Consider the following 21,765-nt stretch of genomic DNA (forward strand, 5'->3'; position numbering starts at 1 on the left):
AGCCGCTATGTCGGAAAAATCTCCTACTCCCTCTATCTGTGGCACTTTCCGGTCGTGATTCTGCTCGCCACCGTCTTCGCCACCGACTCACCGGTCTACCTGCCACTCACCGTCGTACTCATGGTGGCCCTCTCGGTGTTCTCCTTTCACTTCGTCGAGGACCCCATCCGCCACTCGCTCTGGCTCGAAACTGCCCAAACCCGAAAGCGAGAACGGATGCTCCGCCCCGCCACCACACGCCACTTCGGCATCACCCCAGCCCAAGCCTGGATCGGTGCCCTGGTCGTCGTGACCCTCGTCATCGTCTCGGTGTCGTTCATCGCTCTGAGGGGCGGAACGTCCTCCACGCCCCCCCCAGGCCGACCCGGCCCCGGTCGGCGCGGACGTTGGTCCCGAAACGCCCGACGCACGGGCTACCCTCTTGGCCACGCGGCAGTCCGACATCGCCGCAGCACTGGCGTCGACCGCCTGGCCGGCGACCACCCCCGCTTTCGGCGCCCTCGGCGACAGCTCCGGCGCCCCGGAATGGGTCGACGACAACTGCCTATCGGTCAGCGAGAAGAACGCCGCAGGGTGCGTCTACGGCGACCCTGCGGCCACCAAAACCGCAGTTCTGCTCGGGGACTCCATGGCCATCAGCTACATGCCCGCCATCCGCGCCGCCCTCGAACCGCTCGGCTACAACGTGCAGTCGCTGACTATGTTCTCCTGCCCGGCCGTCAACATCTCGGTGGCGCCCAAGAACGCCTCCGACGCCTCGGCCGCCACCTGCGACGACCACCACTCCTGGGTCTACAACGAGGTCGCGCGGCTCTCGCCCGATCTCGTGATCATGTCGAGCCTGGCCGGATCCATCGTGCGCCTGGCCAGCGGCAACGAGGGAGTCGCAGCCCTCACGGAGTGGCAGACCGCGACCGCTGACACGATCACGGCCCTGCAGGGGTCGACCGACCACGTCGCTGTGCTCTCCCCGCCGCCGGCCAGCACGCCGTTCGCCGAGTGCAAGACCCTCACGAGCGCCCCCGCCGACTGCACCTACAGCCCCTCGAGCCTCTACCAGAAGGTGGTCGCGACCGAGCAGGGAGCCATCGAAAAGTTCGGCGACTTCGCCCAGTACGTCAACGTCGTGCCGTGGCTCTGTGTCGACAACACCTGCCCGGCGTTCTTCGACGGCCAGCACTTCGTGCGCGAGGCGAGCAACCAGCTCGGCCCGCTGCTGGCGGAGGCCCTGTTCCCGCCGGCCGCCTAGCCGCCGCGGGGGGCGGCATCCGCTCGATCGGCCATTCGTGTGTGGGGGCGCTCATAAGCTGGTCGAATGCTGCACGCGCCAGCGCGAGATTCGGCAGGCCCTCAGCGCTCGCGCGGCCGAAACTCGCGCGGCCAGTCGCTCGCCCGAATGCGCTTGATCTCTTTGACCTCGCCGATGGTTCCCCACTCGTCCAGGCCGAGCCGGGACAGCGGTCGCAGCTTCTCAATGAGCGGATGCTCCCCGTCCAACACCGCAGACGACACCACCACGTGCGTCACCTCGCCGAAAACGAGAGTGCAATCACCCATCGACAGCGTGGAATGCAGACGGCACTCGATCGCCGCGGGGGACTCGGCAACCCGCATGGCGGCCACGGTCGCACTCGGCTCGCGGGTGAGCCCGGCGCGATCGAATTCGCTCTCCTCCGGCCCAAAATCGGTGCCGGTGGCGTTGACTTCCGCAAACAGCGACTCCGGCGTGAAGTTCACCACGAAATCCCTGGTCGCGAGGATATTGCGCACGGTGTCCTTTACCCCCACCGAGGTGAACTGCACGATGGGCGGCGAAACGGATGCCACGGTGAAGAACGAATGCGGCGCCAGGTTGTCGACACCCTCGGCCGAACGGCTCGACACCCACGCAATCGGCCGCGGCACCACGAGCGAGTTGAGCAGGCGGTAGAAGTCGCGGCGGGGCAGGGTCTCTGGGCCGAAGTCAGTACGCATCCGCTCAGGCTAACAACTCGCTTAGCCCGCGTGGCCGGCGCCGCGCCCGGCCGGTAACCGGCCCGCGCCGATAGAGTGGCCTGATGCCTACTCTTCCCCGCCTCGTGGCCTTCGACCTCGACGATACGCTCGCGCCGTCCAAGTCCGCGCTCGACCCGACCATGATCGACCTGCTCGTGAAGCTGCTCGGCGTCACCGAGGTCTGCATCATTTCTGGCGGCCAGTTCGGTCAGTTCCAGGCGCAGATCATCGACAACCTGCCCGAGATTAGTGCAGAGAAGCTCGCCCGGCTGCACCTCATGCCCACCTGCGGCACCCAGTACTACCGGAGCGACGCCCAAGGCTGGACCCAGGTGTACGCCGAGAATCTCAGCGACGACCAGAAGGCGCGGGCGCTCCAGGCCGTCGAGCAGACCGCCCGCGACCTCGGGTACTGGGAAAGCGACACGTGGGGTCCGATCCTCGAAGACCGCGGGTCGCAGATCACCTTCTCCGCGCTCGGCCAGGCGGCCCCGGTTGCGTCCAAAATCGCCTGGGACCCGACCGGCGAGAAGAAGAATGCCCTGCGGGAAGCCGTGCAGGCTCTGCTGCCCGACCTCGAGGTACGCTCCGGCGGGTCGACATCCGTTGATATCACCCGGCAGGGCATCGACAAGGCCTACGGCATGAAGCGCCTGGCCGACCTCACCGGGGTTACCCTCGACGACATGCTGTTCGTCGGCGATCGCCTCGACGAGAACGGAAACGACTACCCGGTCAAGGTTCTCGGCGTGGAGTGCGTTGCCGTCGAAGGCTGGCCAGACACGGCCGCCCTGCTCGATGACCTGATTCCCCGCTACGTAGCCGTCTGAACCGCCTCCTGAGGCGCTCTACGTTGAACGCCCGGCATAACTTCTGCGATTTCTGACCTCCGAAACGTACTTCCGCATGTTTCCGGGGGTGCGCCGTCGGGCCCGGCGCGAATTGCAGGAGTTATGCCGAATGGCGTGGTGTGAGGGTCGGGTTATGGGCCCGCAGCGGCCCGACAACCGAGGTCGAGATTCCATACTGAGTTTTTCTCGTGTACATTTCGCTTGTGAAAGAGATACGGGCGGAGAACCGCGAGTGGATCAACTTCGCCAAGGGCGCGGCGATCATTCTCGTCGTGCTCTACCACTCGTCGCTGTTTCTCAACGACCTCGGCCTGGCCGGCAGCACGCCGCGACTGCGCCTCGTGCTCAGCTACTTTCCGATGCCGGTGTTCTTCTTCATCGCCGGTCTCACCGCCCGGCGCATGCTCACCTGGAACTTCAAGGATCTCTGGCGTCGCCGCCTGCTCGCCCTGGTCTACCTCTACCTGCTCTGGTCGGTCATCCGGGTGGTCTTCTACCTCATCGTTCCGCACCTGCGCGGCACGGAGCGATCCCCGACCGACCTGGTCAACATCGCACTCCTCCCGGTCTGGCCCACGAGCAGTTACTGGTTCATCTGGGCTCTGGCCATCTTCACCCTGCTCGCCTGGCTGCTACGTAAACTGCCGGTCCCGGCGCAAATCGGGCTCGCCGGTGCCGTGGCCGTGCTGTCGACCACGCCGGGAGTGCTCGACCTCGACAATGTCGGCTGGGACCGCGTCGCGGCCAATTTCCTCTTTTTCATCACCGCGGTCTACTTTCCTCACGCCGTCTACCGCTTGGCGGCTCGGGTGCGGGTGTGGCACGCCATCGTGCTCGTGGCCGCGTATATCGGCCTCGCCGTGCTGCTCGTGCCGCTGCACCTTTCCCGAGTTCCCGGGCTGATTTTGCTCGAAAGCGCGGTCGCCGTGGCGATGGGCGTGGCCTTGGCCACCCTGCTCGTGCGCGTGAAATGGCTGAACTTCATGAACACCCTCGGCCAATACAGCTTTCAGATCTACCTGCTGCACCTGTTCCTCGTGGCCGGCGCCCTCGCGCTGCTCGCGCCCTTCGCCGAATCACTCTGGCTCGAACGGGCCGGCAACGCCTTGCCGTTCCTGCTCGCGGCCATCGTGCTCGTCGCCTCGCTCTACCTCGCCAAGCTCCTGCGCCGGTTCTCGTTCCTCTGGGTCAGCCCGTTCCGCAAACGCCAGACCACATCGGTCTCGCGTCGGGCTCACCTGAACGGAGACCTGTTGTGAAGAAATCTGGCCTGATCGGGGCATTCGCTGTACTGCTGGCCGCTGGTCTACTGCTCAGCGGATGCTCAGCCACCCCCACCACGCCAGTCGCCGACGCGCACAGCGACTCGGTCGCGCTGCAGAACGACCTGCAATACGGTACAGCCCGTGGCCAGAAGCTACTGCTGAACGCCTGCCTGCCCAAAAAGAAGACCGAGCCCACCGCGGCCATGATCCTCATTCACGGCGGCGGCTTCGACAGCGGCACGAAGGACTTCGGCGGCATGACCGCGCTCTGCTCGGAGCTGGCCGACGGCGGCATCGCCGCCTTCTCGGTGGACTACCGCCTGGCACCGAAATTTGCTTACCCGGCCCAGGTGAACGATGTCACCGATGCGCTCGAGTGGTTGCGTGACCCCGCCCAAGTCGCGCAATTCGGCATCGACCCCGAACGCATCGGATTGTTCGGCAGTTCGGCCGGTGCAATCATCGCTGCCTCGATTGGCACCAACGGTACCGGCAGCCTCACCAGTGGCGACCGGGTCGCGGCGGTCGTGGCGATGTCGCCGGCGGTCGACCTCACCGAAAACGGACTCCTGCTCGGCGACCCGTCAAAGACGGCGGTCGCCTCCATTCTGCAATACCTCGGCTGTTCCAACTTCACCGACTGCCCGAATTCCCGCGAGGCGTCGCCGTTGTACTCCGTGGACAAGACCGACCCGCCGTTCTACATCGCCATTTCAAAAAAAGAACTTGTTCCCGTCGAACAGGGGGAGGCCATGGCTCTCGCGCTCAAAGCGGTCGGTGTACCGGTCACTCTCGACGTGAAACCCGGTAAACGACACGCATTGGAGCTCCTCGACGAGACCACGCGCGCGAGTATTCGTCAGTTTCTGATCGACAATTTAGTTAACTCCTCATCACGGACTGATTAAATCCTCGATACTGACGGTCCAAAAGTGAGGATTTTTATGCCAACATAGGTTTCTGTCATCGTGCACCCGAAACACGATGCGTCGATCACGCGGGGAGAAGTGCCCATGGAACTAAAACGACTGGTTCGAATACTTAGAAAGCGATGGATTCTCATTGTTGCTTTCGTCCTGCTCGGCGTGGTCGGTGGAGCAGCAGCCGCGCTGATCACCCCCGTGCAGTACCAGGCCTCCACCCGCGTGTTCGTGGCCGCCCAGATTCAAAACGGCTCAACACCCGGTGACCTCGTGCAGGGCAACAACTTCGTCGTGCAGAAGCTGCCGTACTACCTCGACGTCGCCACGAGCCCCCGCGTGCTCGACCCGGTGATCGCAAGCCTTGGCCTCGATGAGACCGCGGTCGACCTGGCCGAGCGGGTCACGGCCACCACCCAGCCCGGCTCAGCGGTCATTGAGATCGCAGCGCTTGCGTCTACAGCGGATGCCGCCCAGCAGCTCGCGCAGGCCGTCTCCGAAAGTTTCACCGACGTCGTCATCAACCAGCTGGAGAAGCCCGCTGACGGCGGTGCCAGCCCGGTCACGGTCGGCGTGCTCGACCCCGCCGTCGCCCCCGATAACCCCGCGCTGCCTCAGCTTTACCTCAACCTCGCCGTCGGACTGCTGATCGGGCTGCTGGTCGGACTGGTCACCGCGCTCATCCTCGGGCTGCTCGACCGCCGCATCTACAACCGCGACGACATCGAACGCCTCACCGTTGTTCCCATGCTCGGCGGTATTCCGCTCGAAGCCCGCGCCAACCCGATTATCTCGCCCGACGGTGCTTCCACCGCCCGCGCTGAGGCGTTTCGGGTGTTGCGCACCAACCTCGAATTCGCCGACGCCGACGCCGACACCGGTCGTCGCAGCCTCGTCGTGACCTCCTCCGTTTCGGGCGAGGGCAAGACCACGACGCTCGTGAACCTGGCCATCGTGCTGGCCGAGAGCGGTGCGACCGTCGCCGTCATCGACGCCGACCTGCGCACGCCCCGGCTCGCCGATTACCTGGGCCTCGACGCCGATCGTGGTCTGACTGAGGTGCTCCTGGGCGACGTTCAGCTCAAGGAATCCCTGCAATCGTGGGGCGCACAGCATCCACTCACCGTTTTGTCGTCGGGCAAAATTCCCACGAACCCGAGCGAACTGCTCGGATCGACCGCCATGGGCACGGTGCTCGACGTGCTCAGCAGCAGCTACGATTACGTGCTCATCGACGCCCCGTCGGTGCTCGCGGTGACCGACGCTGCCGTGCTCAGCCGCTGGACCGGCGGCACCATTCTGGTCGTCGGCGCGAACCGGGTGCGCGAACCCGAACTGCTCGCCGCCCTCGACGCCCTCGAAGCGGTCGGCACGACGCCCCTCGGTGTCGTACTGGCCATGGTTCCCACTCGCGGTCCCGACGCGCTCGTGCAGGGCGCCGGGTTCGCGGCTACTTCCCGCCTGGCACCCCGTGCGACCACCGCGATCGACGCGGAGACGAGCGAACCGAGTCGCTCGACCCCGCCCGACAGCGAGTCTGCCCCATCAGACACCCCTACCCGCGTCACCTGGTAGATCCACCCGTTCCATTTACGTTTGGCGCACGTTCGAAGACGCACGTTCGAAACAGTTCCGCAAAGGCTTTACCCGAAGGGAGCCTCAGTGTCCGTGCACTCGTCTTACCCGATCGATTCGTTGCCCTCCCAGCAACGAAAGCTTCTGCTCGTCGCCTCCACCGGCGGGCACCTGGCCCAGCTGGTGCGGCTGGCGCCCGGGCTGGGTGCCTCGCCCAGTTCGCTCTGGGTCACCTTTGATTCCATGCAGAGCCGGTCATTGTTGGCCGGCCAGCGCCGCATCCATGTGCCGTACGTGCGTCCCCGCGACTACCTCGGAATGATGCGCGCGGCCGGCATCGTTCGCCGTGTGCTCCGGCACGAAACGTTTGAGGGGGCAGTGAGCACCGGCGCCGGTCTCGCCGTCGCGGCGCTGCCGCAGGCCGCGATCAGCGGCGTGCCGAGCCTCTACATCGAGAGCGTCTCGCGCGTCGAGGGGCCATCGCTCAGCGGGCGGATGCTCGCCGCCAGCCACCTGGTCAGCGTACGCACCCAGCATCCAGCCTGGGCCACCAACCGGTGGCGAACGCACCCGAGCGTGCTGTCCACCTACCATTCGTTGATTCGGCCAGCGCCGGAGCGCCCCAGCCTGTTCGTCACCCTCGGCACCATCGAGGGTTACCGCTTCGACTCCCTCGTCGACGCCGTGCTCGCCAGCGGCCTGGCCGATGAGCGCACCGTCTGGCAGCTCGGTTTCACCACCAAGCGCACCGACCTTCCCGGCCAGGTGCACCAGATGATGCCGACCGCACAGTTCGTCGATGCGGCCCTGAACTCCGACGTTGTGATCACCCACGCCGGTGTCGGCACCTTCATGGGACTGCTCGAAATGGGCATTTTTCCGGTGCTCGTGACCCGCCGTAAGCACCGCGGTGAACACGTCGATGACCACCAGATGCAGATCGCGGAGCTCGCCGAATACCTCGGCGTCGCCCGAGCCGTTGACTCGCCCGACCTCACGGCCGACGTCATCCGCTTCGCTGCCGGCCGTGCCATCGACACCGGTGTGCGCATTCCGCTGCCCAGCGACCGATGAGCCAGGGGAGCTCTCCCCAGCGGATGCTGCGCGACATCTTCGTGCCCGCCCGCGGCCAGTACGACAACATCGGCGACATTCTGCTGCGCCGCCAATTGCTTGACTGGTTGCGGGCGAGCGGGCCGCTGCACGTCTATGTCGGCGAGGCGCCCGACGGGTATGCCGAGGGGCTCGGTCTCACCCCGGTCGACGTGCAGTATCGTTCGTTTCGCCGGTGGTATGCCGCGGCGCTGGCCAGTGCGGCCCGAGGCCGCGCCTCGTACGTGTTCAAACCGGGCGAGATCCAGCTGACCCTGATCGGCATGAAAGAGCACCTCGCCATGCTGCCAGTGCTCGCACTCGTGCGTGCTCGACACGGTCGCGTCGCCCGGGTCGGAGTGGGCAGCCGAAACTTCGCGCCGCTGCCGCGAGCATTGATGGGGCCTTCCATCGCGCTGTCGAACGTGTCGTTGTGGCGGGACGAAGCGACGGCCGGGTATCTCGGGCAGGGCAGCATCATGCCCGACCTGGCCTTCGCCGGCAGCAGCGCTGATTCAAGCGACGCTAATGCCGGCGGTACGGCCCGCCGCGACGTGCTCGTCGTGTCAATGCGCTCCGACCTCGAGTACCCGAGCGGCGCCTGGCTCGCCGGGGTGCGTGCCGTCGCGGCCGACAACGGCCTGCAGATCTGGTGTGTCACCCAGGTGTTGCGCGATGACGACAAGTGCGGCCAACTGGCCGCCGACCTTGGCGGCGAGGAGCTGCGCTGGAACGGCACCGGGCACGACGAGCAGGAACAGCGCCTGCGCGCCCTGTATCGGCGGGCGGCGCTCACCGTGAGTGATCGACTGCACGTGCTCGTCGGCGCCCTCACCGAGGGGGCGGTTCCGGCCGCGCTCCTGGTCGACGCCAAGTCAGACAAGATCGCTCGGCATTTCGCCGCAGCCGGACTGCACGACGTGAGCATTGTCAGCGCGGGCCTGTCTGCCGCCGAGATCGCTGAACGGCTGCAGAATCTGCTGGGCCGTCGCGTGGCTATCCTGGCTGGGCTGGCCGAGGCCCAGGACGAATTGCAGACCGTACGCCGCCTGCTGGACCAGGTGCTCACTACCGAGAGCGTGCGGTGAGCCTCGCCGAAGCGGGCGACACCGAGCCGATTAATGCCGGGCCGGACGACACCGAACCGAACGAGGCCGGGGCTGTTGCAGTCGAGCGCATCGAATCTGATCCAGGCGACACCGAGCCGATCGACACCGAGCCGATCGCCCTGGGGCAGCCATCCGCCGCAGCGATCCCCGCCGCCCGCACCGAGATTCGCTCCGCGTCTGGCACCGAGTCCGTTCCCGGACCGACCCGTGTGCCGTTGGCTCCGGCTGCGCAGTCCGAACGCCTGCTCGCCGTGCACATCGGGCGCAGCGGCGAAGTCGCCGGCGGTATGAGTCAGGTCGTCAATGGCTATCTGGCACATTCCTTTGCTGACTTCGACCTGCGCATGGTCTCGTCGCGCGACGGCAGTGGCGGGGTGCGGGCGGCGGGGCTGGCGGCATCCGCATTCTGGAAGGTGCTGCGCCTGGCCAGGCCCGAGCGCACCGTGGTGATCGCGCACCTGTCGCAGGGCGGATCCTTCGTGCGTGAGGGCACGTTGCTCGCCCTGGCCCACGCGCGCGGATTCGCCACGGTCGCTCAGCTGCACGGCAGTTCCTTCGCCGACTTTGCCGAGAAACGGCCAGGACTGGTCGGGCGAGTCCTGCGCGCGGCCGACGTGGTGCTGACCCTGTCGGCCGAGTCGAAGGCCGCGGCCGCCGAGTTCGTGCCCCTGGAGCGCGTCGTGCTCGTGCCGAATGCCGTCGCCGACGGGGTGCGGCGCGAGATCGAACCGCTCGTGGTGTTCGGCGGTGCGGTCAGCACGCGTAAGGGCATCGATGTGCTGGTGGCGGTCTGGCAGCGGATTGCGCCGCAGCATCCGCTCTGGAAACTGGTCATCGCTGGCCCCATTGTCGACCAACCCGCAGTGCCGCTGACCCGCGGCGAATTCGTGGGGGCGCTCAGCCACGAGGCACTGATGAAGCTGCTGGAGCGGTCGGCGATCGCCGTGTTGCCCTCCCGCGACGAGGCGATGCCCATGTTCATTCTCGAAGCAATGGCCCGGAGGAACTGTGTTGTGGCGACGCGGGTCGGCGGCGTGCCGGCCGTACTGGCGAACGGTGTGGGCATGCTCGTGGAGCCCGGCGACGCCGACTCGCTCGAGGCGGCCCTGCGGCACGCGATGACGGATGCCGCCTGGCGCGCCAAAAAGGCGGATCTGGCCAGATCCGCCTTTGAGACTACCTATTCGGCGGCCGCTGTCTTTCCGCTGGTCGAGCGCAGCTGGCAGGTTGCGCTCGACCGGCGAGCAAACAGTGTGTTATGAAATGCAGGACTGGTTCGAGAAGCCGGAACCGGCGGCCGTGACGGTGTTCGAGCAGTAGACCTTGGTGCCGCTGGCACCCTTGCTGCCCTGCTCGTGCACGAAGAAGCCGTAGCCGGCGGCACCGACCGGGGCGGTGTTGCCGAAGAAGACGTTGCGCAGTCCCCAGCCGGCGACGCTTCCGTTGATTGCAAAGCCGTGCATGGTGCTGTTCTTGCCGGTGTTGTTGTAGATGCTCCAGTCGTTGCCCTTGACCTTGACCCATTCCTCGGCGCGGGGCATGGCGTTGGCACCGTCGATGACGTTGTCGCGGATGATGCCGTTCGACGTGCCTTCCTTGACCTCGATCGGCTGGGCGCCCGTCAGGCTGATGTTGTTGGCCATGAGCAGGGTGCGGTCGGTGTTGTCGGGCTGGCAGTTGGTCTGAGCGCACCAGTTGGCGTCTGAGGTTCCGATGTAGATGCCCTCGCCGTAGAACGGGTCGCGCTTTCCGGTGTTCTTGATGGTGTTGCCGACGATGGTGTTGTCGGTGCTGAAGGCGCGAACGTGAATGCCCTCGTAGCCGATGTTGTCGACGAGAGTGTCGGCAACGGTGACGTGGTTGCTGCGGATCACGCTGATGCCCTTGAGGCTGTTGGTGACGGTCATGCCGGCTACCACGAGGTTGGACGAGTTGGTGATCTGAATGCCGTGGTTGTCCTGGATACTGCCGACGTTGATCACGGCGCTGCGCGGTCCGCAGACCCAGATCGGGTTGGAAGCGGTTCCATTGACGGTCATGTTGATCTGCTCGTTGTAGGTGCCGGGGGCCAGCTTGATGACGGTTCCGGGCTGGGCCTGGGCGAGCGCGGCCATGAGCTCCCTGGCCGTGGCCACGTTCACGGTGGCAGCGGGGCAGTCAGCGTAGCGGTGGGTGCTGATCGGAGCCGGGGTCGGCGCGGTGCTCGGCACGGCCGACACGATGAACGCGTCGACGATGCTGCTGGTACCGGTGGAGCGGGCATCCTTCTGGCCGGTGCGGGTCACCGTGATGGTGTGGGTTCCTGTCGAGAGGCTCGTGGTGCTGAACGCATTCTGCTTGTAGGCCGTGGTCGCCGAGTAACCGTTGACCGTGGCAACGGTCTGGCCGTCGATCGCGATGGTGCTCGTACCCGAGCTGCTGGTCAGACGGGTGATGAAGGCAACGCTGGTGCCCTGAAAGGTGAACGCGGCGCTGCCTGAGGTTGTGGTGAACTGCACTCCGCCGCCCGAGTCATTGGCCGAGCCGGAGGTGCGCCAGGTACCGGCATACGAGACCGATGCCGAGGCGCTGTCGAAGGTGGTCGAGCCGGCCGGGGCCTGTACCGGAGCCGTGGTAGCAACCGGAGTCGGGGTGGGCTCAGGGGCCGGTGTCGTCGTCGTGCCTGCCGGGGCCAGGGTGACGAAGGCGTCGACGATGCTGCTGGTTCCGGTGGAACGGGCATCCTTCTGGCCGGTGCGGCTCACCTTGATGGTGTGCGTTCCGCTGGAGAGGTTCGAGGTGCTGAACAGGCTCTGCTGGTACTTCGTCGGGGCTGAGTAGCCGTTGACCGTGGCGACGACCTTGCCGTCGATGGCGATGTCACTGGTGCCTGAGCTGCTGGTCATACGTGTCACGTAGGCCACGGTTGACCCGGTGAAGGTGAGCGAGGCGCTCGACGTGGCCCCGGCGTACTTGATCGATGCGCCGTTGTCGGACGGCGAGCCCGTCGTGAGCCAGGTGCCGGAGTACTTGACCTGCGAGGAGCTACTGTCGACCACCGTGGTGCCGGCGGGCGCAGTGGCGGCGGAGGCTGAGGCGACGCCGACGGGGATCATCGCGGTGAGGGGAACCAGCGCGGCGATGGCGACGGCGGCGATGATGGCGCGGCGTGAGATGCGGGGGAACAGCATTGTGGACCTTCCGGAAATTCATGGACAGTTGGTGGCGTCCGTGAACCCGGGGGATTACGACGCACATGATCTTCGTGAACTTCGGCTTCGCGCTGCCGTGATCACTTTTTGTCAATTAGCGTCTGAACTGCTGCGCGTTACCCGTGTGTAAATGGGTTTGTGGGCGCAATCTGAGCGGATGCCGCGCCTCGCCTCGCGCGAGCGCGCGCGGGAGGGCTTCGGGGTGCTCCCGTGTGGCCGGATGGCCGAAACTGAAAAGACCTCGACGATTTCGCCCTGATCAGTGCTATTGCCCATTGTGGGCTATGCCCCGCAAACGGGGGCGTGTCCTGCGGGCCTCCGAGCGGGGTAGCCGCGGCGTGGCATCCGTCATTCCTGTGAAAGTGCCTAGAGAAAATCTGAAACTGTTGAGTCTTTTGTCAACCTCGAAAATCGTGAAGCTGAGCGCGCGACAAACGGCCCTCAACGCGCTCCCTGAGCGCATTGAGGGCCGTGAGAATTTCGGCTATCGAGTGCAGGCGATGTTGGAGAGGCCTTCGCCAGCGCGGGTGACCGAGTTCGAGCACGACACGTCGGTGTCGCTCGACCCCTTACGGCCCTTCTCGTGGATGAAGAAGGCAAAGCCGCCGGCGTTCACCGCCCCGGAGTTGCCGGTGAAGGTGTTGCGCAAGCCCCAGCCGGAGACGCTGCCGTTGACTGCGAATCCGTGCAGCGGGCTGTTGGAGCCCCGGTTGCCATCGATGGTCCAGTCGTTGCCCTTGACCTTGACCCACTCTTCGGCATCGCTCATGGCATTGGCGCCGTCGATCACGTTGTCGCGAATGACGCCGTCTGACGTGCCCTCCTTGACCTCGATCGGCTGGGTGCCGGTGAGGCTGATGCGGTTGGACAGCACCCGGGTGCCGTCGGTTCGATCGGGCTTACAGTTGGTCTGGGCGCACCAGTTGTTCTCCGAGGTGCCGATGTAGATGCCCTCGCCGAAGGATGCGTCGCGCTTACCGGTGTTCGAAATGGTGTTGCCGACGACCGTGCTGTCGGTCGTGAAAGCGCGCAGGTGGATGCCCTCATAGCCGATGTGGTCGATGCGGGTGTCGGCGATGGTCACGTTCGTGCCGCTGATTACGCTGATGCCCTTGAGGCTGTTGGTCACGGTCATGCCCGCGATCACGAGGTTGGAGGAGTTCTTGACCTGGATACCGTGGTTGTCCTGGATGCCGCCAACGTTGATCACGGCGTCGCGCGAGCCGCAGACCCAGATCGGGTTGGAGGCGGTGCCGTTGGCGTGCATGTCGATCTGGCCTCTGTAGGTACCGGGGGCCATCCTGATGACGGTGCCGGGCCGTGCGCGGTCGACGGCCGCCATGAGCTCGTCGGCGGTGTACACCGTCGTCGTCGCGGCGGGGCAGTCGGCATAGCGGTGCACTCCGGTCGACGGCGCGAGCGCGGGGACGGGCGCGGGTTCCGGAGCCGGGGCCACGCTGGTCGTGGCGTTCACGACGAAGGCGTCGACGATGCTGTTGGTGCCGCTCGAGCGGGCATCCTTTTTGCCGGTTCGACTGATCTTGATGGTGTGGCTGCCGCTCGACAGGGTGGTCGTGCTGAACGCGGTCTTCTGGTGCACTGTTCTCGCGGAGTACGCATTCACCGTGGCGACGACCTTGCCATCGATCGACACGGTACTCTTGCCCGAGCTCGTGGTGGTGCGGGTGATGAAGGCCACGTTGGTTCCCGTGAACGTCATCGACGCGCTGCCCGCACTGAACTGAAACCGCACGGAGCCACCCCGGTCGGCGGCATCGCGGGTGCTGCGCCAGGAGCCGGTGTAGGTGATCTTGGCCGAGGAACTGTCGATAACAGTTCGGGCCGGTCCGGCGGCGGCGGCCTCGATGCCCGGGATGGGGGCGGTCATCGGGACCAGAATAGCCACGGCGACCGCAGTGAAGGCGGCGACAGTAGTCAGAGCGTGGCGAGTGGATGCGCGCGGGCGGGGGAGTGTGCGGGAAGTCGGCGTGCGGTCAGCCGGTGTGCGTTGGGGGTGGTTGCGGAACAGGTGCACGGTGGAGTCCTCCGGAGAGTCAGGGTCGCGAATGGACAGCTGGTGCGCGAGCGGCGCGGATGCTGGCAGAGCCGTATCGTAGGGCAGGAGCGGGTGAATTCTCGCCCGAGAATCGGTTCGTCGATCTCTACGATTCGGTCAGGTTGGAGATATTCCGGTGATCTGGAGCGGGCGAGTCTTTCGACGGTTCGCTTCGTGCCGGATGCTGGCCGGGTCGTTGGGGTGCGATGCGTATTCAGCGTTCTAAGACCGAGATCGTAGGGGACTATTCGGATTGAACTGTGGTCCCGGGCCTATCGAGACCAAAGTCGAATCCGTTTCACTTTCCTGTGAAAACGCCCAGAATGGCGCCTCTCCGCGTGACGTCTCTGCGCAGCTCGCCCGCTGCAGCCTCCACAGGCTCAGCGCTCACCCTGCTCGGCGGCCAGGCGCAGCACCCGGCGGTGCAGCGGCACGCTCACCTTCGCCGAGCCGGCCAGTGCGAGGCGCTTCCAATCGCCACGACGCGCGGCGAGCAGCACGAGGCGCCAGGTGAGCCGGGAACGCAACTCGGCAACAATCTCGTCACGTTCCTCGGCATCGTACGGGCCGCTCAGGGCGTCTTTCAGCCCGGAGAGCAGAATGTAGCGCAGCCGAAAGTAGCCGTACGAGTTCGATCCGATGATGCGGGTATCGAGGGTGATCGCCGCCGTGGTGACGGCCTGCTCCACCAGCAGCAGCGACTCAGCCCGGCGCGACCCCGAGCGGATGATCGACCCACCGCGCACGACATAGGAATACAGCACATCACGGATGACGGCCACACGATCGGCCGCGGCGAGCAGTTGGGCCACCATCGCCAGGTCGGAGTGCACCCGGGCCGGGGTGAACTCGATCTCACGGGTGAGCTCCCTGCGGAACAGCTTGTTCCACAGGTGTCCGCTGATCTCGCCGTCGAGCAGCATTCCGAAAGCCTCGGCGCCGGTGATCGGACCGTTCAGCAGGGGCGCAGCCAACGGGCGCCGCTGGCCGGGATAGACATATTCGGCGCCGCAGACGATCACGTCGGCGCCGGTCGACCGCGCCGCCGCCACGAGTTTCTCCAGCGCCGACGGAGCCCAGTCATCATCGCAATCGACGAACCACAGAAATTCACCCCGGCTCTCGGCGACCGCGCGCGCCCGGGCGCGCGCGACACCGCCATTCTGCTCCTCGGGAAAGAAGTGCACGCCCGGATGCGCGGCGGACAGCCGCGCGCCGATCGTGGCCGTCGCATCCGTTGAGCCGTCATCGACCACGATGATCTCGACCGACCCCACCGATGCGGCGAGCGTCTGCTGCACGAGGCGCTCGACGGCGTCCGCGAGAAACTCTGCCGCGTTGAACGCCGGAACGATGACGCTCACGACCGGATGCCCGTTCCTGCCGGCGCTGCCCTCCGCGGCGGCGTTCGTGCTGTTGCCCTCCTCCGGCCGCCCGGCGGCGTGCGCCCCATTCACGCGGTGAGCTTTCGAATGGTGTCGGTCAGCTCCCGCAGAGAAGCGCGGGCCTCCACGACGTGGCGCAGGATCGGCTCCCGGCGGCTGATCACGTCGCGAGACCGGCGCTCGAGCGCCGCCGGGTCGGGCAACGTCCAGCCGATCGTGGCGCCCTTGATGCCGACCGCGTCGAGGGTGCGGGCCGCCTTCGACGGCCCAGCGTCAGCGATCACGAGCGGCAGTACGCCCTCGGTCAGCCCGATCACGGCGGCGTGCAGCCGGTCACTCACCACGAGCAGCGACCGCTGGTACACCTCGCGCAGGCGAAGCTCCTGTGTTGCATGGTCCGGGCCGTCCCAGACCAGGGCCGTGCCGCCGAGTGAGACCGCGAGTTCTTCGGCGAGTGGCCCGTCGCGTTCAATCTGCGACACGGTGACGATCTCGAGCCCGAGAGTGTCGGCCAGACCGCGGAGCGCCGCGAGCCAGGCCGCGTCGGGGCGTCGCCCGTTGTAGCGCACCGAGACTGCGAGCAGCGGGCGATCCGCGGTGGACGCTATCAGGTCGGCATCCGCTGCTCCCGTGGCGAAGGCCCAGTCGGGAGCGATACGGCCGAGCCCCATCGCGGAACGGCTGTAGGCGTCGCGCCAGGCCACCAGGTCGCACAGGCGCAGGGTAGCCGCTACCGGAATGCGCCAGCCGGTCTTCTGCCGCACGCCGAACCCGGCGTGCACGGCATGGCCGCCGCGCAGCCGGTTGAGCGCCAGGTGTGGCGCCAACCGCAGATAGCGCAGCGCGTAGGCGCGCTGCAGCTCAATTTCGCCGGAGTTGAAGGCATACACGGATGCCTCCCGCAGCGTCGACCGCGAAATCTCTCGTCGCCACTCGGCGCTGGTGCGGTAGACCCGGTCTTCGTCGTGCAGGCCGAGCCCACTCAGATAGGCATCCGATCGGGCGCCCACGAACACCTGCAGTTCGCCGGCCCCGCGCAGCGCCTCGAGAAAGGCCCGCCGCAACACGGTGTCGCCGACATTGTCGATCTGGCCCATGGCCGAGGCGAAGATTCTCATGTGCGCTCCACAACCCGCAGCAGCACTCGTTCCAGGTCGGAGCCGCTGGCTTCCTCCGAGAATCGGGCCAGCCAGGGTTCGATGTTGTCGAGCGGCAGCTCGGCTGCCCGCAGGATGGCGTCGGCGAGGTCAACCGGATGAGCGGACAGCGCGAGTTCCCCCGTGATACCGGGCACAATCGCATCCGCTACTCCGAGTGCCCCCGACACGGCGACCGCCGGATAGCCGGCCGCCGCGGCCTCCACGAGCACATTGCCGAAGCCTTCCCGGCTCGAGGTGAGCAGGGCCACCGCGTTGTCGCCGAAGTGGTCGAACCAGTTCTCGACCCAGCCGCGGTGGTGAAAGACCACGTGCTCCTGTCGGGCCGCGGCCTGCACGTCGTCGAGCAGCGGGCCGCCGCCGAAGGAGACGACCTCGACGGCCACGCCGCGACGGGCGAGCTCCGCTGCGGCCGCGATGGCGAGCAGCGGACGCTTCTGCGCCACCAGCCGGCAGGCCAGCACGATTTGAATGCCATTGGCCGACCCCGGCCGCCGTTCGGATCGCTCCAGGATGGTCGTGCCGCCCGCTTCGGCCGGAGCGGTACCGTCACCACTCACCTCGACCCGCGCCGCGGTCGTACCCGGCCCGCGCGGGGTTCCGCGCAGCTTCGCGGTCGCCGGGTTGGCGACGACGGTGATGCGGTCGCCGCGCACCCCGAAAGCCGCGACCATTTCCGCGGCGACCGGATGTGAGATGGCGATCACGTGGTCGGCCCACCGATACAGGCGCTTGGCGAACCAGATCTTCACCCGGTGGGCGAGGCCCGAACCGGGCAGTCCGAGCGACACCAGGTTGCGCTCGCTCACCAGCACGCGCGGCCGCAGTCGCACCGGAATCAGGTGGGCTGCCGTCAGCAGTACCAGATTGGGGTGCGCCTGCAGGGATATCGCCACGTCGGGCTGCCAGTCGAGCAGGCGGCGGCGCAGCGCGGAGGCTTTCCGCACATGGCCGTGCTGGGCAGAGAGAGAAATGGCTTCAACCCCGTCAGGCAGGTACTCCGGCTTCACCTCGGCGGCGGTGAGCACGACGCTCACCTCGTAGCCCTGGTCGGCGAGCCAGCCCATCCAGGTGCGGGCCACGAATTCTGCCCCGCCACCGTGCAGTGACGGAATAACAAAGAGGATGCGTCGCAGGGCTGGGTGCCCGCGCTCATAGTCGGGCGGGGGCGGTGAGGAGAGTGTCATGCGGGGCCTTGTCTGTGGGGAGTCGGGCTTGGGGCCGTCAGGGCAGGGGAATGGGAACGCGTTGCACTCGGCAATCCCGAGAAGTTCAGAGCGGCCAGGCGCTGCACCTCGGGCAGCCGCGCGGCAAGCCGATCGCGATAGCTCTCTCGCTCGGCCAACACGGCCAGGGCCACCGGGATCATGCGCTCGGCTAGGCCGACGCCCGGTTCGACGCACAGTTCCTGCGTGTCAAAGAGCCGCATCATGCCGGCGACCTTGCCTTGGGTTGACAAGGCAACGGCGGGCACCTCGTGGAACATGGCCTGCACGGCCAGGTGCATGCGACCGGTCAGTACGATGTCGGCGCCGGCGCACAGCCCGCGCACTTCGGCCGGGCTGAGCAGCCGGTTCACCAGGACCACTCCGGAATCCGTCAGCCCGCCAGAGGCGGCCAGCCGGTCGAACACGGCTCGGCAGGCGGCCGCGTCGTCACCGCTGGTGCGCACGACGTGCGGCAGTAACACCACGCGGAGCCCCGCCTCCAGCAGTGCCGTGACGATTCGGGCGTACTCCGTGGTCTGGTCGAAGCTGCGGCCAACCAGCGCGCTCGCGTTGACCACGGCGTACCGGGCCGGTGTGGCCCCGAGATATTCCGTCACCGCCAGGCTACAACTGGTGCGGGCGGCGAACACGGCGTCGGCGACATCCACCACGTTCTCGAAGCGATCGGTGCGGGCGCGCTCGCTGGATACCGGGTCGCGCAGCTGCAACCGCGTGCCCATCCGGTCGGCCCGGGCGAGCGACCGGCGCACTCCCACATTGGCGTGGCCGTTCCAGCTGAAGCCGAGAATGCGCGCTTCGACGCCGATGCTGCGGGCCAGGCTGGCAACATCCGCTCGCCGGGAGGAGGCGCGCACGCTGTAGGCGCCGTCCATGATATCGGCGCCGATCACGGTCAGCGACCGGGCTCCGTCGAGTACCGGAGCCAGCAGGGCCATGGCCTGGCGGTGAACCCGCCCGGTACCGTAGATCAGGTGCGGAATCGGTACGAGCTGCGCCCGCGAGGCATGCTGCGTGGGAATCCGCACGTCCGCCGGCCGGCGCACGAGCACCTGCACCGGTCCCTCCACGTTTTCGAGATAAGCCTCGACCATGGCCTGATCGCCGATATTGCCCTCGCCGGGCGGTGCGACGAGAACATGCCACCGCTGGGCGCGCAGATCGAACGGGCGCAGCTGGTTGGTCGCGTGTTGCAGCGCAGCGCGGTCGCGCAGATACGGCAGAGCGGATGCCGCGGCCAGGCCGTGCACGACCCGGTCCAACCGGCGGATGATGCGCAGCCGGGTGCGGCCGGCCGTGCGGGTCCGCGCCGGGATGCGGGCGGGGGACAGCTGGTCGGTGTCGATATCAACGCTGGGGCTGCCCGATTTCGACGCCTTCGCGGAGCGCAGAAAGTTGCGGGCCTGGGTGATCGAGCGCACATCGCGGCGAAAAATCGGCCAGATCAGCATGACCAGGCCGATCGCGGCGAGCAGCGCGACTCCGCCGAGGGCGACGCGCGCGAATGGAAGCTCGATCGGAATCCACTGCACGGCGGCCCAGCTGACGCCGGTGGCGAAACCGTAACCGAGAATGGCGCGCACGCCAGCCAGGAACATGGCGCGCGCCGGCGCATCCGTTACCCGGCTGATCCACCAGAGGCCGATCGGCCAGATCAGCGCGACGCCGATCGAGTACCCGGCGGCGACGCCGTAGACGCCCCAGAGCGAACCGACCAGCACGAAGGCCACCAGCAACGGCCGAGTGGTGAGGGCGAAATACAGGTTCTGCTTGGTGGCATCCTTCGACAGGAACACCCAATAGGTGGCGTAGGCGGCGGCTTCGAAGAATCCGGCTATGGCGAGAATCTGAAAGATCGGTGCGGAACCCAGCCACCGGCTGCCGAGCGCGATGCTGATGATCGGCAGGGCCTGGGCGCAGGAGAAGGCGAGCACGATGGTGACCGCGTGCAGCATGATCGTCTGCCCGAGCAGAATGAACCGGTCGTACTTGGGCGGGTCGTCCTGCAGCCGGGCCAGCACCGGCAGGGCCACCCGGGTGGACGGACCGTTGATCTGGTTGAGCGGCAGCAGCAGCAGCTGGAACGCCCGGTTGTACAGGCCGAGCGGGCCGGCACCGAGGGTGGCACCGATCACGATCGTGTCGGTGTTGCGACTGGCGTAGCCGAGCAGCTGGGTACCGGCCAGGTTCGACCCGAACACGATCAGGTGGCGCATGGGCGCGGCGCGGTGATACCAGCCGGGAAACCAGGTGGTGACCGGAATGAGAATGATGATGGTGAGAATGCCCTGGCTGATCTGCTGCCCGGCGAGAGCCCAGTAGCCGAAGCCGTTCAGGGCCATCACGATACCGACGAAGAGGCCGCCGACCTGCGCGCCGATCTCCGACCCGGCCAGGGCCACGAAGTGAAAGTTGCGGTTGAGGTCCGCGCGAAACTGGGTGGCCAGGCCGTTGAGCAGAAACGTTCCGGCGAGCACCTGGGTGAGCAGCACGAGCCGGTCGTCGCCGTACAGGGTGGCGATGAGCGGGCTGAACAGTACCGCGAGCAGCATGAGCGCGAGCCCGATCAGGCTGTTGATCCAGAACAGGTTGTCTTTCTGGTGCCGGCTGAGGTCGCGCACCTGAATGGCGGCCGACGACAGCCCGAAGTTGCGCAGCACCTCGCCGACGCCGATGATGGCAGCGACCGAGGCGACGAGGCCGTAGTCGCTCGGGTCGAGCAGTCGGCCGAGCACGACGATGCCGCCGAGCTGCACGCCGATGCGAATGAGCTGGCCGACCAGGGTGGTCGATGCTCCGCGCCCCGCGGTGCGGCCAAGTCCGGCGGTCGAGCGGGGCTTCTCGGGGGTTCCCGGCTGAATCGTGGCGGTCAACGGATGCTCCGCCCGGCAGCCACGGTGCGACCGGTCAGCTGCAGGGCCCGCAGGTAGGTGTGATAGCTCTGCAGGCCGAGCGTTTTCCAGTCGCGCCCGGAGAGCTGCGGGCGCGGTCGCGGGCCGGCCGCGCGCATCCGCTCGAGGGTGCCGAGCAGGATCTCCGGAGTGAGGTCGCCCTCGTAGAGGTAGATCCAGTCGGGGCCGACCTCCTCGGACAGCGCCCGGTTCGAGGCTGTCGACGGCACGAGCACCGGTCGATCGAGCGACAGTGCCACGAGCAGCACCCCGGAGTTGTGCATTTCGCGGTAGGGCAGCACGACCAGTTCGGCCCCGCCGACCTCGATCACCAATTCCTCGTCGGAGACGAAACGCAGCACGGAGCTGATCCGCGCATCGCGGGCGGTTTCGGTGCTGATGATCTCACCCAGCCCGCTCGACGGCCGGCCCACAATGCGCAGCGTCAGGTCGGGCCGAGGTAACGCCCGGAACACCTGTAGCAGCGTTTCGACACCCTTGTACGGGCGGATCAAACCGAAATAGAGGATGCGCCCCGTCACCGAGTCTGGCCGCGGCATGCCGCTGAAACGGTCGCGATAGTGGCCGTGCAAAATGGTGACCGCCCGGGACTCGGGCTCGACCGGTGTGGTGGGGTTGAGCCGGATTACGAGGGCCGTGCGAGCGTCGAGCGCGTCCAGCGCGCGAGTTTCGGCATCGTGACCGGCCGCCTCGTGCGGGGTCATGTTGTGCGCGGTGCGCACGATCGGAATGCGCTGCAGCTTGGCGCGCAGCAGCAGGGCGTACAGCGCACCGCGGCGCAGCCGGGCCTTCAGCGGCCTCGGCGCGCGGATGAGCAGCTCCGGCCAGTGCACGTGAAAGACGTCATAGCGGCCGAGCAGCGCGGTGCGCCAGGAGAAGAATCGCATGGTCACCGCATCGGGAGCGCCCTCGACGACCTGGTTGACGTACCGGGTGGTGCCGTCGGGCGGACTCAGCGATTGTAAAACTGTCAGGTGTCCATTAAATGCTGTCATCATGCCCATTCCCCTTACGGGCCGGTGAAACGGATC

16 protein-coding genes are annotated in these 21,765 nt (G+C 66.8%); 8 read left to right on the plus strand and 8 right to left on the minus strand.

The genetic code is table 11. The features are described 5' to 3' along the window. Positions 1–421 precede the first annotated feature (421 nt). Positions 422–1,249, plus strand: coding sequence for an SGNH hydrolase domain-containing protein (locus CXY78_RS21255; protein ID WP_104089610.1), 828 nt, complete (start codon positions 422–424; stop codon positions 1,247–1,249). A gap of 101 nt (positions 1,250–1,350) precedes the next feature. Here the strand turns inward: CXY78_RS21255 and CXY78_RS12600 are convergent, their stop codons facing one another. Further along, complete coding sequence (locus CXY78_RS12600; protein ID WP_104089612.1) at positions 1,351–1,974, minus strand: flavin reductase family protein; 624 nt, start codon at positions 1,972–1,974, stop codon at positions 1,351–1,353. A gap of 83 nt (positions 1,975–2,057) precedes the next feature. Here CXY78_RS12600 and CXY78_RS12605 point away from each other — a divergent pair, with 83 nt between their 5' ends. The 7 genes from CXY78_RS12605 to CXY78_RS12635 all read left to right on the plus strand — a co-directional run bounded on the left by CXY78_RS12605 (position 2,058) and on the right by CXY78_RS12635 (position 10,069). Continuing rightward, the gene (locus CXY78_RS12605) at positions 2,058–2,825 is read left to right on the plus strand and encodes an HAD-IIB family hydrolase (protein ID WP_092339174.1); all 768 of its coding nucleotides are present in this window, start codon (positions 2,058–2,060) and stop codon (positions 2,823–2,825) included. A 224-nt stretch (positions 2,826–3,049) separates the two neighbouring features. After that, complete coding sequence (locus tag CXY78_RS12610; RefSeq protein ID WP_158253315.1) at positions 3,050–4,105, plus strand: acyltransferase family protein; 1,056 nt, start codon at positions 3,050–3,052, stop codon at positions 4,103–4,105. Continuing rightward, positions 4,102–5,019, plus strand: coding sequence for an alpha/beta hydrolase (locus tag CXY78_RS12615; protein WP_104089616.1), 918 nt, complete (start codon positions 4,102–4,104; stop codon positions 5,017–5,019). Before CXY78_RS12610 ends, CXY78_RS12615 begins: the two co-directional genes overlap by 4 nt. A gap of 105 nt (positions 5,020–5,124) precedes the next feature. Continuing rightward, entirely contained in the window at positions 5,125–6,606 is a 1,482-nt protein-coding gene (locus CXY78_RS12620) for a polysaccharide biosynthesis tyrosine autokinase (RefSeq protein ID WP_104089617.1), read from the plus strand. 87 nt (positions 6,607–6,693) lie between these two features. After that, positions 6,694–7,680, plus strand: a complete 987-nt coding sequence (locus CXY78_RS12625) for a glycosyltransferase (RefSeq protein WP_198412721.1) — start codon at positions 6,694–6,696, stop codon at positions 7,678–7,680. Further along, positions 7,677–8,786: a hypothetical protein gene (locus tag CXY78_RS12630; RefSeq protein ID WP_158253316.1), complete on the plus strand. Its 1,110-nt coding sequence runs from the start codon at positions 7,677–7,679 to the stop codon at positions 8,784–8,786. The genes CXY78_RS12625 and CXY78_RS12630 overlap by 4 nt, the downstream gene beginning before the upstream one ends. Continuing rightward, positions 8,783–10,069, plus strand: coding sequence for a glycosyltransferase family 4 protein (locus tag CXY78_RS12635; protein WP_104089621.1), 1,287 nt, complete (start codon positions 8,783–8,785; stop codon positions 10,067–10,069). The genes CXY78_RS12630 and CXY78_RS12635 overlap by 4 nt, the downstream gene beginning before the upstream one ends. Here the strand turns inward: CXY78_RS12635 and CXY78_RS12640 are convergent. The 7 genes from CXY78_RS12640 to CXY78_RS12665 form a co-directional block, all read right to left on the minus strand. Next, a complete protein-coding gene (locus CXY78_RS12640) occupies positions 10,064–11,977 on the minus strand; it encodes a right-handed parallel beta-helix repeat-containing protein (protein ID WP_104089623.1) in 1,914 nt (637 codons plus the stop codon). The two genes, CXY78_RS12635 and CXY78_RS12640, sit on opposite strands and share 6 nt — an antisense overlap. A 505-nt stretch (positions 11,978–12,482) precedes the next feature. Next, positions 12,483–13,886 carry a right-handed parallel beta-helix repeat-containing protein gene (locus tag CXY78_RS12645; RefSeq protein WP_158253317.1) on the minus strand — a complete coding sequence of 468 codons (1,404 nt, stop codon included), beginning with the start codon at positions 13,884–13,886 and terminating at the stop codon, positions 12,483–12,485. Positions 13,887–14,434: 548 nt separating this feature from the next. Further along, entirely contained in the window at positions 14,435–15,511 is a 1,077-nt protein-coding gene (locus tag CXY78_RS12650; RefSeq protein WP_158253318.1) for a glycosyltransferase, read from the minus strand. Next, positions 15,508–16,557 carry a polysaccharide pyruvyl transferase family protein gene (locus CXY78_RS21065; RefSeq protein ID WP_158253319.1) on the minus strand — a complete coding sequence of 350 codons (1,050 nt, stop codon included), beginning with the start codon at positions 16,555–16,557 and terminating at the stop codon, positions 15,508–15,510. Before CXY78_RS21065 ends, CXY78_RS12650 begins: the two co-directional genes overlap by 4 nt. After that, positions 16,554–17,783: a glycosyltransferase gene (locus tag CXY78_RS12655; RefSeq protein WP_104089628.1), complete on the minus strand. Its 1,230-nt coding sequence runs from the start codon at positions 17,781–17,783 to the stop codon at positions 16,554–16,556. Before CXY78_RS12655 ends, CXY78_RS21065 begins: the two co-directional genes overlap by 4 nt. Beyond that, positions 17,780–20,695, minus strand: coding sequence for an oligosaccharide flippase family protein (locus CXY78_RS12660; RefSeq protein ID WP_104089629.1), 2,916 nt, complete (start codon positions 20,693–20,695; stop codon positions 17,780–17,782). The genes CXY78_RS12655 and CXY78_RS12660 overlap by 4 nt, the downstream gene beginning before the upstream one ends. Next, on the minus strand, positions 20,692–21,732 hold the full coding sequence (locus CXY78_RS12665) for a hypothetical protein (RefSeq protein ID WP_092339500.1): 1,041 nt from the start codon (positions 21,730–21,732) through the stop codon (positions 20,692–20,694). The genes CXY78_RS12660 and CXY78_RS12665 overlap by 4 nt, the downstream gene beginning before the upstream one ends. Between the last annotated feature and the right edge of the window lie 33 nt (positions 21,733–21,765).

The organism is Cryobacterium sp. N19 (genome assembly GCF_002929595.1).
GTDB classification, from domain to species: domain Bacteria; phylum Actinomycetota; class Actinomycetes; order Actinomycetales; family Microbacteriaceae; genus Cryobacterium; species Cryobacterium flavum.